The sequence below is a fragment of the Hymenobacter baengnokdamensis genome, from assembly GCF_008728635.1.
Classification (GTDB): domain Bacteria; phylum Bacteroidota; class Bacteroidia; order Cytophagales; family Hymenobacteraceae; genus Hymenobacter; species Hymenobacter baengnokdamensis.
Genome location: NZ_CP044285.1, coordinates 1,081,156 through 1,100,423 on the forward strand (window position 1 = coordinate 1,081,156; position 19,268 = coordinate 1,100,423).

The following is a 19,268-nucleotide window of genomic DNA, read 5'->3' on the forward strand; positions in this document are numbered from 1 at the left end:
CCTTTATATGTCGTTTTGACGGCTTTCCTACGGTAAAACTTCTGCTCTTATCCTCTCCTACTAGCTCAATGAATCAGGCTCTACTTGACGACTTACAAGAAATTGCTGACCGGGTCCCCGAAATAGATTCTGAGCGTCAGTATTGGTTCATCAGAACTAATAGAGGCAAGTTTTACGATGATTTCTACTATAATAACTGTGTTGGCATTGGGTATAATCTAGTTAGTTTGCCTCAGGTCGCTAAGGCGCTAAGCCATGACACCAACCCGTATGGAGAGTTAGTTAAAGTCATCCTAGAAAAGTATCCGGATGACTTTGACAATAAAAACATAGGGAAGCCAGCTGGGCTCTTTTACCGTTTCTTTGAGGATATGAAAGCTGGCGATGTAGTCGTCATGCCTTCTTTCGGCTCTTCTAAATATGCTTTCGGTGTTGTTACTGAGGGCAAGCCTTTCGAAGCTGACTCGTCTTCCTTCGATGATGAGGAAATTTACCGTAAGCGTCGGCCAGTCGAGTGGATTGTTCAGAAAGAATTCGCGGAACTAGATTCCAAGCTTTATCAAGCCTTTCGTGCGCCTCAAGCCCTTTCAACGCTGAAGCCCTATGCGAGCTTTATTGACAGGGAGATGTACGCCATCTACGTAAAGGATGGTAAAACGCATTTTCGCTTAGATATCGAAGCATTAGGCTCCGTTAATGGCAATGACTATTTCCCGATGGGGAATATCTTGCTAACTCTGACGGAAGAGTTTCGTGAGCAAGCCGGCATCGATGAGTCCTTCAGCGAAGTTATCGTCAGGCAAAATGTCCAGTCAAGAGGTTTACTGGAGTTCATAACTAAGAATAAAATGATGGGGATATTCCTCGTCTGTGCAACGTGGGTCGGACTTGAAGGTGGAGATTATGGAGTAAATAAAATAGGACTCACATTTCACCCCAAAGGCCTAATTCCAGAGATGCTGCAGTTTTATCAAGAGTATCATAAGCAGCAAAATATAAACGCCGTCCTGAGTGGCAAGCTAGCGGGGGTCGATGCCAAACTGACCCCTGACGTACTGCGTATATTGGAAGGCCAATCACCCGCTCCCACTGACACCTCAGCACTCGCACCTGCTGCCGCTGTATCAGCTGATTCTGCTATTACTGCGGCAAGCTCAGCAAAGGCAGCTACTGCAGCAACTGCTTCGCTTGCTAAGGCCGCAGACCCTGCTACTTTAGATGAATCTGCGGCGAAAATCAGCACTCCTCTTAATCCAACTCCAAAGAAGCCATAGACTCCATATTAGGAACCGACGGCCGCTAAATCACTGTTATTTAGTCATGAATACCTTGCATCATTGGCTTTCGCAGGTTGCTTCGTTCGGGCTAGTGTTCAGTTTTCTGTATCTAGCCATGGAGTATACCATTGGCTATATTCCTGCTTTACGTCAGTGGACATTACCCGGAGCTATTCCGGGACGCAGGCTCGTTTTTAGCATTTTCGCCTTACTACTGATTACGGAATTTGTCTCATTCCATTAATTTTAAACCAAAAGCCTCGCTCACCGGCGAGGCTTTTTTATGCCTATTCCTCGCCCAACAGCGTGGGTTCTTTCTGCCTGAAATTTAGTATTCTTGTAGTTCTCACCTTACCCTTTTCAAAAATGCCTTTCATACGTATTGAAGCGCTAAAAGCAGATAACCCGCCTGCGCGGACTCTTCTCATTTCTACTGACCATGTAAGTAGTCTTTACTCAAAAGGTGCAACAGGTCCCAATGGTGGAGTTATGTTCGGCTTTGTTGTACTCTGTATGACTAATGGACAAGTATTTGAATTCAAATACCAAACTCCAGATGTAGCTTTCCCCATGTATCAAATGCTCGAACGAGCATTGATACATGGGGAAAATGTTAAGATTTAAATAAAAAAGCCTCGCTCACAGCGGGGCTTTTTTATGCCCACCCATGCGTCGTCCACAACCCTTCTTTAAGTATGTCATTGGCAGCTTCGTGAAGTTGGCCCAGGGCGCGCCCATGCAGCGCGTCATTTGGCGCGGCAAACAGGTAGTGCCTAATATCATCGGCCAGCCCCACGAGGCGCCCGTGTACCGCATCGACGATGACTACTGGGATTGCTACTACGAGTACCAACTACACCCGGCCTTGACCCGCGAAGAGGATATGCCTGCACGCCGGCGTCGGCGAGGCTTGTAGCCGCTGGGCTAGGTTCCCCACTCCGGCAGCCACCCTCATCCTATCTTAGCTGGCATGAAACACCTTACTATCGTCTGCGTGCTAGGGGTAGCCAGCCTTGTCCTCAGCTGCTCGAAAAAGAACGACCCCGCAGCAAATAGCGACCCGCTACTTGGCCACTGGGAGGCAGAGAGTATCCAGGAGACTTACCTAACCTCCACTGGCCAAATCCAGAGCCAGATGACCACCCAGCAATTCAAGAGCGTGCTCGATATGAAAGAGAGCAGCTACGACCGCACGACGCACCCCGTAAATAAAACAGGCGTGATGGTACACTTCGAGTACCGACGCGTGGGCGACACGCTGAAGCTAACGGCCAACATTGGCACGTTTAAGAATGTCATCATTCGCAAGCTTGATGCTACTTCGCTCACGCTTGAAGAGCAAGGCAATAGTGGCGGCTCCTCTACCTATATCGACTACATCCAGCAGACATACTACCATCGCTAGTACGATCCCTCCGGCAGCTGCACCCCGTGGCTGTAATCCTCCAGCGGCATGCTACTCACAAAGCTCCTGAGCACCACCGGCTGCTGGCCCTCATCCACCCCCACCTCGACAAAGAAGCCGCGTCCCACATCAGTGAGGTGGTAGAGGTTGACGCCGCCCTCATCCTCCCAGCGCTGCCCCTAAGTACGTGCCGTGCTTGAGCACCCACTAGAGCTGTATAACGGGCGAAAGCAACCGAAAGGAATAAAAGCTCATGCACCCAGACCAGTTACCAGGTTATTATGTCGCGCCAGATTGTTCTGCGTTAGGCCTTGCCCTAGCCACCACCAAATTGCATGATTGGAGTTGTTCTGACATTTACTCTGACATCATGATGTCAGAGTAAATGTCAGAACAATCCATTTTGCTTAGCTAAACCCCTTCTTTAGCAGTACATAGCGGCCTGTCTTGAATGACCCCATGAAACCAATAAGGTCCATTTCTTGGAGCTGGCTAATGTCACGCCGAGCAGTTCGGTCGGTTACGTCAAATTTGTGAGCAATATCCTCTGCCTTTGCTAGATACCCATCGGCTAATCGGTCCATAAACCACTGCTGACGTTCATTTACTCTGACATTTACTATGACATCGGATGTCAGAGTAAATTCGTCACCCGTGGGGATTTGGGGGTCGGGGTGGGGCATAAGCTTAGCACGCAGCACGCTACCCTTGTCTTCCCAAGTCGGCAGTAAATAGCCAAGCTTTTGGGCATCGGTTTCGATACGCTCGAAGCCAGAGCCCCAGTTTTCCATTATAGTGAGTTTATGCAGCACTCCCGCGATAACGGGATTGCGGGCTCGGCTCACGCCGTTGCGGAAATCTTCTTCGCTCAGCCCCAATGGCCAACCGCCCGGGTTTTCTACTTCGATGCGGTTGCTAAAGATGGCCACTTTGATAGTCATGCCGTGGCGGCTGTAGTCAGCATGCGCGAGGGCATTCACCAATACCTCGCGCAAGGCCACCGCTGAGTACTCAGGCACATCCTGCCGGCGCAGCGTTGCGCCCGTGATGCGGGAGGCAGTGCGGGTGTTCCGCCGCACAAAGCGTGGCACTTCCTCTAGGGCTGCTAAGATGGAGACGCCTTGGTTGTCGGGTTCTAACTGGTCCAAGAATTCGGCCTTGGTAGGGCCAGCGAACCGAGCTGCCTGCACCCTCGAATCAGGAAAGCAGCGGGCACGGGCTGCGGGCGTGCCAAAAAGAATAATGGCTCCGTTGGTGGGCAGCCATGTGTCGTCGGAGCGCGTCAGCAAGCCAAGTGTTTCCATCTTAGCTGGAGTCAGCGCCAAGCCGGCCGCCGCAAAAAGTTGCCGTGCGCTGGACTGGTCAAAGTCGGCCAAGCTGGCTCCGGCGCATATCTGGCTATCGAAGGTGCCCACCTGTGCCTGCCGGTGTAGTTCAGTCAGTTGGTCGGGCGAGGCGCGTCGGTTAGTCGAGCCGTGCCGAACGTATACACCTTCGGTAGCGCCCTCACGTTTTACGTAGAATACCCCCGGGAAGCGTGGTACCCGCACCACCAGAAAGTTCTGACCTGCTTCGGGTACTACCTGGAAGTCGGGCGAAATTGCCGGCTCAATGCCATTGGCAATCAGGTTGGCTAGCCGCTCCTCCTCCATTGCCGCGTCGACTAATCCAAGGGGCTGCCTGTCATCGCTAATGCCCACTACCAGCGTCCCGCCTGTTGTGTTCGCAAAGGCTACAATGGCGCGCAACACTCGGTCTGGCGACGATAAATCCTGCTTAAATTCCAACGTGCGGCTTTCGTTGCGACGTAGAAAATCAGCAATAGCGGGCATAAAAGGGGCTTTAAGGTAGCTGAACTGCTACATGGGAGTGAGGGCCGTGAGGAACTCGATTTTCGAGTTGAGCCTATCACCAACAAACTTATTTTGGTTGTGAGACAGAACAGGTTCCAAAGGTAGGGCCTAGGAATAACCGTTCTGCCGCCGATGGGTGCATTTACAAGCGAGCCAGTCACGCAAAACAGGTTTCTTGCCGGGAGGAAGAATTATAGGTAGCTTAGGGCCTAATCTGCCATTAGCAAGTCCTCTAGCCGCGTAGTAAACGCGCCGCTCTGGCTCACAAAAAGGTCTGCTATCTTCGGTATATGAAGGGATTCTTGTTAACTGCTGCCACTCATACAATGAGTAGCAAGCCATTCTTTGTAATAGGCTTGGGTACCATACTGCTGAGCTATAGCTATAACATCTGGCAGTATCGTTTGAAGGAAGAGCGGCGGGCGGGTGTAGTATCTGAGAGAACTAAATGGTTAGGACGGCTCGTGACAGGCGGCTTTGTGATAGTGGTGCTGCTAATAATGGGTGTAATCTGGTGGGGAACCCGAGGCAATTGAGAGGCTGGCGCACCTAACGCTCGGCCTGTTCTTTCCAATGTCAGTGCAGCGCCTGCTACCCCGACCCGCCACTACTTAATCGGTTCTCCTTCCCATTCTCGGACAGCGCGTTCGGTAACGTGGTACTTCTTACCAATACGCCGGTGGCGCAGGCCTCCTCGGTGCACAGACAAGTTTAGATAGAGGTAAGCTGTCGAGGAGGAGCACCCTATACGCACTGTGAGTCGGTCGTTGTAGTCGAGGCCTGCGGTGGCCTTAGTGCCCATGTGGTAGGTGCGGTTCTCTACTTCGGCCCGTCGTGCTCCCTCAGCCTGAGCCGCCGCAATATCAACCAGCAGTTGGCGCTCGGTGACGGTCTGCAAGCGAAGCGCTACTTCTAAAATTTGACCGGTGTCCAACGTCAGCTGGAGGGCATGAGTAGTAGTTGGCGGCATAAATGGAAGCAAAGTGACTGACCAGCACCTGTGGCGAATAAGGCGGGCTTCGTTGTGAACTAGTAAAGTGCTGCGCAAGTAACGCAGTCCGCCGGCTTTCACGTTGGCCAATCTTACCAGCTGCGCATCGAGCACCGTGAGGGCAGCTTTTACTCCCCTCATTTCTTGGGTTCTGACTTTGCTTGCGCTAGGTAGTGGCAGACTGCTCAGGGCAATAAATGAGGGGTATTGTCACTCAGCGCCCCACCGCCGAGATGCCACCCCCACGCCAGATAAGCTGTCCATTAGGAGCGCGGCGTTTAATGCCATGGCGCCGGGCTACGTTATACACTTGCCCTATGCCCACGCCCCATTCTTTCGCAAAGTGGGCGGGCGGCAAGTCCGCATAGTGTTGGCGTAGATAGCAAACCTGCTTTATAGTAAAATACGTGTTGGGCATAGCCCCCAAAGTTGCTTTATAAGCTAGGCCATTTTGGTGGTATTCGGCTTTTCTGGGCACAAAAAAACCTCACGGTGGCGCGTGAGGTTTTTTTGAGTTATTTAGGGTCTTGCATATCCGGCGAAGGGGCGCTAGTATGCACGATTTGCAATTCAGCCAAACGCCTTTGCTGTAAAGCTTCCTCAAATTGCTGAATGAAACGCAGCTTTAGCTTTCGCTCGGAAGTAGTAAGGGCCGGGTTTTTTAACTCTTTACGAAGGTCGGCTATATAAACCCTTGTGCGCTTTTCTAGCGCGCTAAGTGTATTAGGGTCAGGGTTCAACCATCGTGGCACCCAGAAAACGACCAGCCAACGTCCCATCTTAGCTAATAGATAGCCAATAGGTACGGCGAAAATTACAGCAAATGAGCGTATGCTGACATCTTTTATTAGCGCCGCTGCTGCGCCTAATGCGCTGGCAAAAACAAGCTCTAGAGGTAAAACTGGGGCAGTAATATTCTCTGCTTGGGCTACTTCTGTACTCTCAGCCATGTAACTCAGGCCCTTAGGCCAGCAAGTCGAGCAATTCCTGCGCTGCGTGAGGCGTATAGTGCTCCGGCAATGTAACCACCTTATCGGAATCCTTGCGCTTCACATTCAGCAAGCCAGAGGTCTGCGCGTGAAATTCCCAATTTTTGCGTACAATCCGGATACTTCCGCCCACTAAGGCTACTAGCGCAGCCACAAGCGTTCCACCAACCGCCACAAGCGATGTAGAGGAAAACTCAAAGAAGCCAGCGCTAGCAAGGAAGGGCATCATTTTAGGGCGATGGGCGAGACTCAGCGACTAAAGCGGGGCGAGCAGGGTACTGTGCAAACCGGGTTTTAAACCGTTTTTGTGTTTGTGTTACAAATATAACGGGCTGTTATAGTTTTTGGTTTGCGAGCCGCTTTTGTAATATTTTATCGTTTGTTTATTTCGGGTTTATTAGCTGTTTTCATTCTGCTCTAGTTGGTCGGGACTGTTCGGCTGGCTCGTTCGCCTACCGGCCTTGCCGGCCTATACCTTGTCTGTCCTGGAGCCACCCGACACGCGGGTAACGCCCGACGGCAGCCTGGGCCTGACTAGCGCCTACCTGACAGGTCCCGCAGCGGCGCAATAGGCGGAAGAAGTACGGCGCTGGATTCCGCCGGGCGAGGTGTATAGTTAGCTGGGCGGTATGAGGTGCGGCAGTAAAGCGTTGGTGCGGCAGTAATTACATTTCCATTTCAGCGTCACGGCCACGCGGTGTCGCCTCCCTGCTACGCTCCTGTTGGTTGGTCTGAGCTACTATTTCCTTGAACTGCTCTAGCAGTGGACGGCCGTTGGGCCGAAGCTCGGCCGCGCTGAAGCGTGAGCCCTCGCCCTTATGCGTGATACTCAACTCTTGCGGGCCTGTCACTTTCAGCACGTACCCCTTTTCGAGTAAAGGGGCGGCCAGGTCGGTCAGCTGATACAGGGGCGGACGCAGGTGCCTGGCTAGCACCTTCTCGGCGACCGCAAGATGTTTGGCTCGCTCCCCCCTGCCCAGCGCGGCTAGTGATTCGGGTATTGGGTCATTTTGCAGATGCCGAATGACTGCCTGCCGGTGATGAAGCTGCGTCTTGGTGGTGAGCTCCTGCTGCTTTTGAAGCTGCGCTTTGGTATCGCCCAACTCCTGCCGGGTGCCGACGAGCAGCGCCTGACTGCTGGCCAGCCTTTTCTCCAGCACTTTGGCGCGCTCGCGCTCCAGCGTATTGGCCGAGGCCACCGCCGCGACCTGCGCCAGCTTCTGGTTGGTCTGGGTTACGAACTGTGCTAGGTGGGTGTCGAGGCGGCCTTGCTCGCGCACCACGTACTCCTGCGGGCGCACCCGCTCCCAGGGTTTGAGTGCATCAAGCTGGAAGGCGGCGGTCTTCACCGGTGCAGCCACCTCAGCCAATTTCTCCTTGCTCATCTGCTGGGCCCCGTAGTGCCGGCGCACGTCTTCGTGCTGGGCCGTACTGTGGAGAATACCCCGCTGGAGCCCGTGCTTTTCCATGGCCGCCGCATAGTCGGTCTGGAGCTGGCGTAGCGTGGCCGGGCTGAACACATCGCGGCAACTCAGCCGGCCGTCGGCCGTGATGGGGACTACCATGGCATGAATGTGCGGCGTTATTTCGTCTTGGTGTAGCATGAAGCCAATCACGTTTTCTTTGCCGAAGCGCTTCTGCACGAAGTCGAGGTTTTCCTGTACCCAGGACGTTTTGCGCACGTCCTGGGCCCGGCCCTCGGCGTCGCGCGGGAAGGCCTCAGGACTGGCCGTCAGCAGCACCTCTACCAGGCGCACGGCATCGCTACGCAGGCGCGGGAGCTGCAACTCGGCAATGCGCTCGCTGGCCAAGAGCCAGTAGTTGCGCTGCTCGTGGTTGAGGTACTCCTCGTTGAGGCCGCCCCAGTCGGGGTCCGCATTGGGCGTAAGCTCCAACCGGTAATTATGCTGGGTAGCGCAGGTGGCCATGCCCGGCGTCTTAAGCTTGGCCGTGTGAAGAATAGCGTAGGGCATGGTGGGTCGGCGGGTGGCCAAAGCGTAGTGGGTTTACACATTGGCGAGTTAATGGAAGTAGTCAAGAGGTAGGTTTCAACTGGGCAAAAAAGCAATCGACGATTACTCCTTGAGCAAAACCCTACGCCTTAAGCAATATACTTGACGACCTCGCTTTTTATCACTATTTCGCGCTCGACTACCTAAATTAAAAGCCCGGCTACTCTTCAGTAAACGGGCTTTCTAGTCCTAATCTCTTCCCCACTGCCTACCCAGCATATGTCCCATCCAACGTGGGTCGAACCAATGCCAACGCCGTCAATGTATCGAGTAATGGCCTCACTTTTTCCGGACGAGTACGTTGAAAGCAAGCTGCTACCTGTACTACCGTCATAGGAGTCACCGCCTGTTGTACCACTGCCCTTACCGCCTGCATTTGTTCCGCTAAAGCAGTAGGCCAGGGCTGAATAATAGCCAAAGCAGTCGTAGAAATTGGGGTTGCCGAGAGTGTAAAAGCTGCCTGTTGTTGACCGGGGGCCTGATAGCTCGGACGCAAATAATGCACTACTCCAGCCGCCTCCTCCGCTACCCGTTGCTTATTGAGTTGCACAAGCTTGGTGAGTAATTCTGTCTCGGATAAATCAGCCGCCCAGCCATACGCCGCCGCCACCTCCCTATCCAGCTGCTGATGTAAGTTGAGCACCACTGAGGCCAGCCCCAGTTGATTAGTCACCTGCTCTTTTGGCGTGAGTGATTGGCCAGCCCGAAGTTTTTCGACGACGTTGTAGAGGTCTGTTATTGTAAGTGTCGAGTGCTGGGCCTGCTGTTGTTTGCGTAGGGTATCGAGTTGTTCTGCTAACTCCCGGATACGGTCTTGTTGTACGACTGTAGCAGTAGGGAAGGGAAAGGTCTGGAAGCAACGTGAACTTGCGTAGACGGAATCATTGCCCACGCCTAACCAACTGCCCGAAGCCATAGCCCAGACCACATGCACACTACTGGATAATATGCCCAGTAGGTACGCATCATCTAGTGCCAGGCACACTAGTTTGTGGTCGGGTGCCACTTCACTTTTTAGAAACTGAAATACTCGGTGCTTGGCAGTTTCAGGCGTAGCAATGTAGCGGGGCAGTTCTTGCACAGCTGCCCGTAGCCCTTTGCGAGTTTCCCCAAACTGCCACCAAATGTCTTTTAGGCGCTTCCGGTTATTGTGGTCACGTTCAGGCTTCACGCGCTCCACCAGCCACTGGTAGAGTTGAGGGTAGCTGCTGAGCATCTGCGCTTCCGTTAGTTCAAACATATCCAGCAGGTATACCCCACGCGGTCGGGCAGTCAGGTCCTTGCCGTTGCGATAGGGCCGAATACGACTTTCCAGGCCAAGTGTGGTGCCCAGCCCAAGCTGTGCTGCTTCCTCGGCTGTGACAATGAAACCTGCGCCGGCCAGCATCATGCCGTTACTCGATAAGCCCGCGTTGGCCCCCAACTGCTGAGCTGATGACACGTCGGCACCTACCGTCAGGTCGGCGTTGAGCACGCCCATCTGTTCGCCTAGCTCAACTGCCGGCGCCTCTTCACCCGCAACGGTTACTTCGCGTATCACCTCGGCCAGCGTGCCCGGCTGGCCCGCGCCGGCTACGCCCACCGTGATGGCTACGCGCACGGCCGCCCCATCAGTGGCCTCCACCCACGGGTGGTCGGGGATAGCGAAGGCCAGCGAAAGCGGCTGCTCGGTATTGGCCAGGTGCTGCTGGATGAGCCGCCGGTTGAATGTCTGGGTAATGGAATTGGTGGTGATGAAGCCAAATCGCTCGGCTTGGCCCGCCTGCACCATCCGGGCCGCGTGGTCCCACCAGTACATCACCAGGTCGGCCGACTCGGGTACACGGCCCCGGTAAGCTTTGCGCAGCGCTTCTACGTAGCCGTCGCCCAGGGCTCCGCGCATGGCCTTGTCACCCAAAAAAGGCGGGTTGCCGACCAGAAAATCAGCCGCTGGCCACTCGGCGGGGTGCGGGGCGGGGTAGTCGAATACTGGCACTTGGGCGGCTTCGTCGGGCACGGGCTTACCAGTGGCCGAATGCAGTTTAGTGGTCAGCCCATCCCAGCGCGTCACCGGCCGGCCCTGCGCATCAAGACGTGGCACTGGGGGGCCGTGCTGGAGAATGGCATCCTGCTGGCGGATATTCTGATAGCTGTCGAGTAGCGGCTCGGCCAGTTGCGTCAGGCCGTGGGTGCGTAGGTGCCACTGCAGATAGCCGATGCGCAGCACCACGTCGGCGATGGCGGCCGCCCGCGGGTTTAGTTCTAGGCCCAGTAGTTGGCGAGGGCTCACGGTGCTGCCGGCGCCCAGGTCGAGCAGGCCCGTTTGTCCGAAGCCGTTGATGGCCGTCAGCACTTCGCCCTCCAGCCGCTTGAGGTGCTCCAGGGTCACATACAGAAAATTTCCTGTTCCGCAGGCTGGGTCGAGGATTTTAACGGAGGTGAGGCGGGTCAGAAACTTCACCAGCTCGGCGCGGGCACCTTTGGCATCCTCATCGTCGAGGCGGCGGGCGCTGGCGGCCTGCGCCGCAACCCATTCCTGACGTAGCGGGTCGAGTACAGTAGGTACGACCAAGCGCTCGACGTAGCGGCGAGGGGTGTAGTGGGCACCGAGGCGATGGCGCTCGCGCGGGTCGAGCGCCCGCTCCAGTAAGGTACCGAATATGGCGGGCTCTACCTCGGTCCAATCGGCTTGGGCTGCCTCGTGCAGTAGGGTGAGCTGGGCCGCCGTGAGGGGTAGGGCCTTAGCCGAATGAAACAGGCGCCCATTAAAACGCCGCAGCCGTGCCCGCAAATCAGGCGCGAAACCGCCAGTATCCATTGTGTGCCAGAGGCTTTCGAGCGCATCAGGTAGCAGCTGTCGCAGCTCCTCGGTAGCGGCGTAGCTGGCCAGTAGCCCGGAAAACGAGGCTTTGGGAATCAGACTTGCATCCTCAGCAAACATGGTGAAGAGGCAGCGCATTAAAAATTGCGCTACCACCTCCGAGGCGTGGCCTGCTCGTTCCAACTGGGCAGAGAGGGCGGCCAACTGGCCAGCGAGCTGCCGCGTGACCTGGGCCGCCCGGCGGCTAGGGTCGAGCTGCTGCGGGTCGGTGAAGAGCAGTCGCAGGCGTGCCAGTACCGCCTCGTCAGCCAGGTCAGCCAGGGCAATGCGATAGGTCTGCGAATCGGGAAACGGTACGTAGTTGTCGCCCACCCCGGCAAAGTTGCTGTAGAGGTCGAAGCAGTACCCTACATCTACTACCACGATGAAGGGCGGCCGCGGCTCGCTGGCCGGTAGGGCTCGCACGTAACCCAGCGCTTGCTGCCGGGCAGCTTCCATCACCTGCCGCCACTTGGCCGTTCCCCGAGTAGCGTGGCCTTGGCGATACTTTTCGGGAGATAAACCTAACTCTATGCGTTCCGCATTAGGCCCAGTCGTGCGCGGGTCGTGCGCGGGTCGTGCGCGGGTCGTGCGCGGGTCGTGCGCGGGTCGTGCGCGGGTCGTGCGCGGGTCGTGCGCGATATTATTATGTGTAATATCCGTGTCGCCGTCGACTAAAAATGGCGCAAAACTACCTACGCCCTGCTTCGTTTCCAACACAAAGCACCCTCTTTTATAGAGGTCAATCCGACCGGTGCTGGCTTTGTTACTCGGGCCATTGTCGAAAGTAACAGTTCGCTCAAATACATAAGCGTCTTGAGCCGAATTGTATGTGGTAGCGTCAGGATGAGCTACGTTCAGTAAGTCACACAGTTCAGTTAAAAATAAGCTGTAATTAGCGCGCTCAGCTCCGCCAGCTGGTCGCCAGCGAGCTTCAAAGTCAGAGTAATTCACTTAGATGAAGGAAGGTTATGGAATCAAGCGTCAATAATAGAGTACGTGGAACGAACTTAGTGTAATACAGTATATTCGCCTGACCATTGCTTATCGCATTGGTTTGACTCGTATAAAATGAATGTTACCGCCCTTCTTACACGCGCTAGTTACAGCGGGTCAAATTGATTATCTTTACTAAAGCAGTTAGCTTATTCAAAAGCTGGCACCCAATGCTGTCTTAAAATGTTAGTAAAGAACCTCAATGAGGGGCTAGTCGACTTCCCTCGGCGGTCCCTCCCCCCGCAAGATGGCACGTGCTGACCTCTTATTAAAACTCGTCAAAGCTGGTTTATCCGGCGATACGGCCTTGACTAAGAAAGTCGTTCAGGCCGTTATTGCTGAAGAACGAGTTAAGCAACATAACGTTATTGCTAATCAGCTAGAAGACGCGCTTAAAACTTCTCATAGTCTTACTACTTCTCCTACCCGTTCCGTTACGCCCGTTCTGTATGACAAAATAGAAAGTTTTTTGTATTCTGTCAATCCGAATAAGCCCCTTAGCCAACTTGTGCTCAGCAAGTTTGTGTGTAGCTCCCTTCAGGAGTTTGTAATGGAGTATTCGCGGGCCGATGTGTTGCGCTCCTACAACTTGGAGCCACGTAACCGAGTGCTGCTCGTAGGCGAGCCTGGCAACGGCAAAACCTCTATCGCCGAAGTTCTGGCTACTGAGTTGATGGTGCCTATGTTCGTCATCCGCTACGATGGTATCATCGGCAGCTACCTAGGCGAAACGGCCAGCCGCCTGGAGAAAATGTTCAACTTCATCAAAACGCAGCAGTGTGTACTGTTTTTTGATGAGTTCGACGCTATCGGTAAAGAGCGCGGTGACCAGCACGAAACCGGCGAAATCAAGCGCGTGGTCAGCTCTTTGCTACTGCAAATCGATAAGCTGCCCAGTTACGTGATTGTAGTAGCTGCTACTAACCACTCGGAGCTACTCGATAAAGCTGTGTGGCGACGCTTCCAAGTCAAGCTTACCATTGACAAGCCCGACCAGGAATTGATTAACGAGTGGCTCGACAAATTCGAACTAGATTTTGGGCATCGACTGCCTACCAAAAGAGACCGCTTGGTTAGCCAGCTCCAGGGTTTGAGTTTCGCTGAGATAGAAGAGTTTGGCCTGTCCATCCGGCGTAGGTATGCTCTGGCTCAGCCTGGGCCCAACTTACGTGAGATTACTAGTTTTTCGCTACAAGAAGTAGAAAATAAAAAGAATTTCACCAATGCCTAGAAAACCTGTTCTATTCTTTCCGCAAGCTACTGAAGCAGACTATACTAAAGGCGGCTCGCCACCCCTAGATAGAACCAACGTAAGTCCCAAAAAGCAAGGTAAAAAATTTCAGAACGACTGGGATAAAATTTCTACTGAGTACACACACGTAGCCCAGGAAATGGGTGATAGTGTACCAGAAATGGTGCTGGTGCTCGAGCTTAGAAGCACCGTTGACGAATTTTACAAATCAGTCAAACAGACTGAAGAGCTACAATTTCTTGCTGCTGAATTTGATTTTACTCCTACGCTCGTAGAAAATACAGCTAGTGACGATGAGGATGCACTCGACCCCGAGTATCCTAGCTCAAGCCGTGTTTTTCTAACGTTACGCAACGAGGATAGTCTGCGAAGAATTCTTGCGCTTTGGGACACCTACGTTAATAAGCAGCCCTTTCAGAATGGTACTAGCCAGTTTAAGCAGCTATTCAAACTGCTAACTGGGGTGCGCCTCTACAGCGTAGAAGACCGGCTACGCGACACCGGCTTTCGGGAGCGCGTAGCTGAAATGGTGCAGATAACGCATTCGCCCGTGCTAGCGGAAGTAGAGCTGCTGTTTGTTACCAAGAAAAACACGCCGCCAGCCAAGCCAAAAAAAGATGGTGGTACAACACAGCCCCGCACCAGCGAGGAGGATGATTTAGAACGAACGGCAGCAGTGTACCAGCGTTTTAAGAGCGTAGTAGAGCAGAGCGGCGGCCGAGTGCTTACTGAGTCCTACACGCTCATTCCTGAGATTCACTACCACGCGGTAGCTGCCGAAATACCCCTTGAACTGCTGCTCGACTTAAGCAACAACACGGATGTGGAGCTACTCAAAGCGCCAGAAGTGCTGTTCTTCCGTTCTTTAGGGCAAAGCGCTTGGACCGGCCACCTCGACGAGGACGAGGAGGAAGAAGATTACGAGGAAGAGGTCGAAGAGGAATTGACAGTAACTATACCACCTCCTCTTTACGAGGAAGCAATTGCTGCCTTGTTCGATGGTTTGCCTATCCAAAACCACCGAGTGCTGGCCGGACGGCTGACTATCGACGGTGAGGGCGTAGACGAAGCGCTATATCCAGCCGACCAGCGACATCACGGCACGGCCATGGCTACACTCATCACGCGGGGCGACCTAAGTGATGCTTCGGCGCAGCCTCTTCATAACAAGCTCTACGTGAGGCCAATCATGGTGCTAGAGCCTGGCTTTACTGGTCCAGAGGAGCGAATGCCTTCTCAGAAACTGCCCGTTGACATCATTCACCGAGCCGTCCGACGGCTATTCGATGGCGAAGGAGAGACGCCAGCTGTCGCCGAGCGTGTAAAAATTATTAATCTTTCCATCGGCGATATCTCTCGTCCGTTCCACCAGAGCTTGAGTGCGTGGGCACGACTACTCGACTGGCTAGCCTGTAAGTATGACGTACTATTCATTATCAGTGCGGGTAATGTTCTAACCAACATTGAACTGCCTGTGCCAGTAGCAGAGTTTGACCGCGCTACTCCCGAAGAGCGTGAAGTGCTGATGCTTAATCACATTATTTCCGACAACCTCAACCGGAAAGTGCTTACGCCCTCAGAGGCTATTAATGCTATCACGGTGGGCGCTGCACAGGCCGATGCGGGCCCTAATGCTGCAGAAGCTGACCGCTACACGTTGGTGCTTGACGAATATTTAATGAGTCCTATTAGCCGAATTGGCTTTGGCTATCGGGGCTCCATTAAACCTGATATATTGATGGCTGGCGGCCGGAAATGCTACAAAAAACATTGGAAGCAACCAACTCCGGGTACCAGCACCTTGCTGATACTGGAGAATTTAAAATTTAGCTACAAGCCACCTGGGGTTAGCGTAGCTGTTCCTGGGCAAGCTGGTTCATTAAATAGTATTGGCTACCAGTGGGGTACTAGCAGCGCTACAGCGCTTGCCACCCGACTTGCATGTCAGCTACATGAGATGCTCGATAGCGTCAATATGGACCGGGAAACAGCGACTGAAATTCCCGATGCCTATTACGCAGTGCTTATCAAAGCTCTGCTTGTACATGGAGCCGGGTGGGGCAAGAGCAGTAGCACTCTGCACGATATAATCAAAAACAAGCCGGGAGTGCCACCTACGTTTGTAAAGAAGCACATTACGCCCTACCTCGGCTACGGCGTAGTAAACGGTCAGCGCGTCTTGCACTGCACTGATAACCGCGTGACGTTGCTAGGGTGGGGCGAACTGGCAACGGAGCACGCCCAGGAATTCGTTTTTCCGCTACCTGAAGCGCTCGAGCGGGCAACGGTAGAGAAGCGTCTTACGGTCACCTTGGCCTGGATAAGCCCAACCAATTGGCAATCGCGCCAATACCGCCAAGCAAGGCTTTACATAGACAACATCAAGCGCGATAACTATATCCCGCGCAGTGAACAACTAACTCTGGAGCGAGAAGGTATCGACTGGAAAACAACTCGGCGTGGCACAGTACAGCATGATATCCTAGTTGGCTCTCAAGCCGACCCTTACGTGAATGGTGGCAACCTTATCATTAAAATTGATTGCCGTAAAGATGCTCCTGGTCTCGTTAACACAGATACTATTCGATATGGACTAGCAGTCACTTTAGAGGTGAACGAGGATACAGGGATAGAAATTTACGAAGAGGTGAAGCAGAAACTTGCTGTTCTAAATAGAGTTCGGCCTAGAGCATAGAGAAGCTGCGGCGAGGAGGGTGGCTCTATCAAGTAAGCCAGCCGTTGACGAAGCGCAAGAAGCAGGCTAGCGCCGGCGGCGGATGGTGCGGGCTTCATTGAAGGCCAGCACGCTGCGGCGCTCGTAGCGCAGGCCACCGGCCGACTTCCAGACCAGCAGCGTATCCGGCTTTTTGCGCTCTCTGGCCAGCGTCGCCTGTGAGAGGCCGGTCAGCTGCTGCGCCTCCCCGTCTCGCACCCACTCGGGCAGGGCTGCTCGGTATTGGGCCAACTCCGACCGTAATTCTCGCACTTCATTGCGCAACTCCTCGAACTCTTCGAAGGATGGAACCTGATACATATTAGTTTTTCAGCTGGCCAGGTCGCCCAGCGCTTACATCCGGGCGGGTGGGTGCCGGCGGGCGCGCTGGGTCGCCCTGGCCAGTGAGCACGTACATCACGTCCACTTGGTAGGCCGCGTGCAGCAGATAGAGCAGCTTCAGGTTGCAGTGGTAACGCCCAGCCTCAATTTCCGAAACAATGCCTCGGTGAGTCTGGAGTACCGTAGCCAACTCAGTGAACGTGGCGAAGGCCTGGGCTGCATGTAGCCGGTACACTTCCTCAAGGAACCGGTGGTCAACGGCAGCCTGGTCAAAGGGGTGCGGCATGCGACAAAGTAGAGAGGCAAGTACAAATGCCCGTTTAAGGATTGAAGTTGCCGTATGAATGCAAAGAAACAGCTTTCCTGCTCAATACCCCGGCCACTTTAGGAAGCGCAGGCCAGTAAAGTAAAATCGGCTAGTTGGCTACTGGCGGTGTGCTTATATTCCAATACCCACCCAATCAGCACTTTGCCCTTCTCCGTGCTAAGCCGCACGCGGCCCTTAGGGTTCGTAAGCAGTGCTTGGTGCTGCGCGCGGCTGACCGGGGCCGTAAACGTATAGGTGAGCCCCCGCCAAAGAGGTTGGTCCAGGTCGGTGACGGCGACATCCCCACCTTCCGCAATCGGAGCCGCTTCTCCTGCCAGCTGGCTTACAAGCGTAGTGTTGCCTTCGCCACTGGTAAAGCGCACCTGATTCAACGGGATAGGCATTAGACCGGCCCGAATGATGGCGCTGTGCCGCCGTAGCATCCGGGCGGGTGAAAGACGCAGATTATAAACGGTCTCTGGCGAGAATAGCCCGGTACTTGTCAGCAGCTGCTGGTCGCGCTCAGTAGTATAGCTGCCTCCCTGCCGCACCAGACACACTAGGAAGTTGGTTGTATCGCGGGCGTCGTCCGTGGTAGAGGTGGCCAGGTAGCGCTGGCGGCGAGTCGTCTCGAGCAGGATGCCGGCCGCCGCAAACTTGCTGCTTTGGATATAAGTATTGCTCACTTGGGTGAGCGGCGTAGTCCACTGACGTTTCGAGTTGAATTCTACCAAGCCGTTGACCTGCTCAGCTTGCCACTGCTCGTAATTCATCTCTACCACTTGGTAATAGTTTTCCTCTGCTACGTGGATGCGTGCGTCAGTCACCGGCCCCAAGTCCAGCACAATTTCTGTGTCGTAGAAGTAGCTGGCTGGCTCCACTCGCACGACCTGCACCGGCTGGCCCCGCTGGCCTATTACCCACTCAAATTGATTTCCCAAGCAGTACACAGCTGCTAGTGAGCCAAACAAGTCACTCCATGTAGTGAAGAGCGACTTGCGTAAATCCGGCAGGACACCAGTTGGTCCGGGGTCGGTGAGAAGCGGAAAGCCACGTACCTGAAAGCCACCGGTAAGTAATGTCAAGCTGCCTGGCCCATCAACCGGGTAAGCCAGCGTCGAATCCGTGCGCCCGAAGAAGTCCGAGCGAAATACATCAACCTCATCGGTAAGAGCCTGGCAGACTCGGTTTAGTGCCTCATAGGCCAGCACCCCATTAGTGGGGGTGGGCGTAGTCTGGGTATCGGCTGTGATGCGTAAAAACGAGCCTGGTTGAAAGACCGCCGTAATGGTCGCCTGGTAGGGGTCAGGCGCGTTGCGAGTTAAGTCGTGGACAAACCAGTCGGCAAATAGGAAGACCTCGTCGCCGGCCTCCAACTCATACCTAAAAAGCTGGGCTGGCACGGCTATCTGGCCCACATAATCCCCGTTGAGGTGGCCCACGGCTATCTCAGGCTGTAGTAGGGTAGTGCCTCCCTGCAGGCCTGTAACGCGTAAAAAGCAGCTACAGCCGACTTTGGTAAACTGGCGAATAAACAGCCCATTCTCGGTATGGGCCTCGACCCTGGCAAACAGGGCCAGGGTTATAGTAACGGACTCTTTGCCTTGGGCTGTGTAGATGGCCACGGCGGAGGTCGCGTCGCCAGGCACGAAACCGCCGCCCACCGCGCCTAGGTTTAGCTCGTTCAACTCAGGCGTGTCGAAACCGAAATACAACAGCTGCTCGTGACTCGGGTCCCCGTTGTCGCCGTACATGGCGGAAGTTGTTACGACCTCATTTTGTTGACTTGCCGCGTAGCGCAACATAATAGCCCGCGAGTGCAACTCTACCGACATAAGGGGAGCAGGTGCGCCTGCAAAGCCACTGACGGAGGTGCCCGCAAACAAGTCCACACTGACGCTGTCTCGGCTTAGGAACCGTTGGAGGTAACCCACTTTTGCCAGGTTGACGTTGATTTGGGTGAGTGTGAATTCGGCCGCCAGAAATACAACCTGCCCGTAGTAATAGAGCTGCCAAACGAAGTTGTTCGGCTCCCACTGCTCTACAGTTAATGTCACGTTGGCCTCAATGTCAGCCGCGTCGAAAGCCTGTTGCAGGTACGCTTTGCCATCCTTGACAAAGCCGAGGTGCGTGCTGTACTCCACGTCGATGCCATGCGTATTGCGGGCGCGGGAAAGCGTGACAGCTAACGTGTCCCAGTCAACGGGGTCGTAGCGTAAACGCCAAGGGCCAAGCAGTTCGGAGTTAAGCGTAAAACGGAAAAGTGGGCTGTTCTGGGGAGAAACCATGATG

At 54.3% G+C, this 19,268-nt stretch carries 15 protein-coding genes; 7 read left to right on the forward strand and 8 right to left on the reverse strand.

The window, feature by feature from the left end; translation table 11 throughout:
• Nucleotides 1–68: 68 nt before the first annotated feature.
• The 5 genes from F6X24_RS04625 (at nt 69) to F6X24_RS18880 (ending at nt 2,882) form a co-directional block, all read left to right on the forward strand.
• Nucleotides 69–1,274, forward strand: a complete 1,206-nt coding sequence (locus F6X24_RS04625) for a hypothetical protein (RefSeq protein WP_151086840.1) — start codon at nt 69–71, stop codon at nt 1,272–1,274.
• Nucleotides 1,275–1,643: 369 nt separating this feature from the next.
• Nucleotides 1,644–1,901, forward strand: coding sequence for a hypothetical protein (locus tag F6X24_RS04630; RefSeq protein ID WP_151086841.1), 258 nt, complete (start codon nt 1,644–1,646; stop codon nt 1,899–1,901).
• A 43-nt stretch (nt 1,902–1,944) separates the two neighbouring features.
• Nucleotides 1,945–2,193, forward strand: a complete 249-nt coding sequence (locus F6X24_RS04635; protein WP_151086842.1) for a hypothetical protein — start codon at nt 1,945–1,947, stop codon at nt 2,191–2,193.
• A 54-nt stretch (nt 2,194–2,247) separates the two neighbouring features.
• Nucleotides 2,248–2,682 carry a hypothetical protein gene (locus tag F6X24_RS04640; protein WP_151086843.1) on the forward strand — a complete coding sequence of 145 codons (435 nt, stop codon included), beginning with the start codon at nt 2,248–2,250 and terminating at the stop codon, nt 2,680–2,682.
• Between the two features lie 26 nt (nt 2,683–2,708).
• Complete coding sequence (locus F6X24_RS18880) at nt 2,709–2,882, forward strand: hypothetical protein (RefSeq protein ID WP_191906460.1); 174 nt, start codon at nt 2,709–2,711, stop codon at nt 2,880–2,882.
• A gap of 207 nt (nt 2,883–3,089) precedes the next feature.
• On the opposite strand, the gene F6X24_RS04645 is transcribed toward F6X24_RS18880, so the two are convergent.
• The 5 genes from F6X24_RS04645 to F6X24_RS18885 form a co-directional block, all read right to left on the reverse strand.
• On the reverse strand, nt 3,090–4,514 hold the full coding sequence (locus F6X24_RS04645; RefSeq protein WP_151086844.1) for an RNA-binding domain-containing protein: 1,425 nt from the start codon (nt 4,512–4,514) through the stop codon (nt 3,090–3,092).
• A 1,527-nt stretch (nt 4,515–6,041) separates the two neighbouring features.
• A complete protein-coding gene (locus F6X24_RS04650; protein ID WP_151086845.1) occupies nt 6,042–6,476 on the reverse strand; it encodes a hypothetical protein in 435 nt (144 codons plus the stop codon).
• Nucleotides 6,477–6,489: 13 nt separating this feature from the next.
• Nucleotides 6,490–6,744 (reverse strand): hypothetical protein, encoded by a 255-nt coding sequence (locus F6X24_RS04655; protein WP_151086846.1) that lies wholly within the window; start codon nt 6,742–6,744, stop codon nt 6,490–6,492.
• A 436-nt stretch (nt 6,745–7,180) separates the two neighbouring features.
• A complete protein-coding gene (gene mobV, locus F6X24_RS04660) occupies nt 7,181–8,509 on the reverse strand; it encodes a MobV family relaxase (RefSeq protein ID WP_151086847.1) in 1,329 nt (442 codons plus the stop codon).
• 226 nt (nt 8,510–8,735) lie between these two features.
• Complete coding sequence (locus F6X24_RS18885) at nt 8,736–12,320, reverse strand: class I SAM-dependent DNA methyltransferase (RefSeq protein WP_317132518.1); 3,585 nt, start codon at nt 12,318–12,320, stop codon at nt 8,736–8,738.
• Between the two features lie 565 nt (nt 12,321–12,885).
• On the opposite strand from F6X24_RS18885, the gene F6X24_RS04670 reads away from it, so the two are divergent.
• Together F6X24_RS04670 and F6X24_RS04675 are read left to right on the forward strand one after the other, a co-directional pair.
• Nucleotides 12,886–13,593, forward strand: coding sequence for an AAA family ATPase (locus F6X24_RS04670; RefSeq protein ID WP_229725355.1), 708 nt, complete (start codon nt 12,886–12,888; stop codon nt 13,591–13,593).
• Entirely contained in the window at nt 13,586–16,309 is a 2,724-nt protein-coding gene (locus F6X24_RS04675; protein WP_151086849.1) for a S8 family peptidase, read from the forward strand. The genes F6X24_RS04670 and F6X24_RS04675 overlap by 8 nt, the downstream gene beginning before the upstream one ends.
• 66 nt (nt 16,310–16,375) lie before the next feature.
• On the opposite strand, the gene F6X24_RS04680 is transcribed toward F6X24_RS04675, so the two are convergent.
• The 3 genes from F6X24_RS04680 to F6X24_RS04690 all read right to left on the reverse strand — a co-directional run bounded on the left by F6X24_RS04680 (nt 16,376) and on the right by F6X24_RS04690 (nt 19,264).
• Nucleotides 16,376–16,579 (reverse strand): hypothetical protein, encoded by a 204-nt coding sequence (locus F6X24_RS04680; protein WP_151086850.1) that lies wholly within the window; start codon nt 16,577–16,579, stop codon nt 16,376–16,378.
• A 70-nt stretch (nt 16,580–16,649) separates the two neighbouring features.
• A complete protein-coding gene (locus tag F6X24_RS04685; RefSeq protein ID WP_151086851.1) occupies nt 16,650–16,955 on the reverse strand; it encodes a hypothetical protein in 306 nt (101 codons plus the stop codon).
• Nucleotides 16,956–17,053: 98 nt separating this feature from the next.
• A complete protein-coding gene (locus tag F6X24_RS04690) occupies nt 17,054–19,264 on the reverse strand; it encodes a hypothetical protein (RefSeq protein WP_151086852.1) in 2,211 nt (736 codons plus the stop codon).
• Between the last annotated feature and the right edge of the window lie 4 nt (nt 19,265–19,268).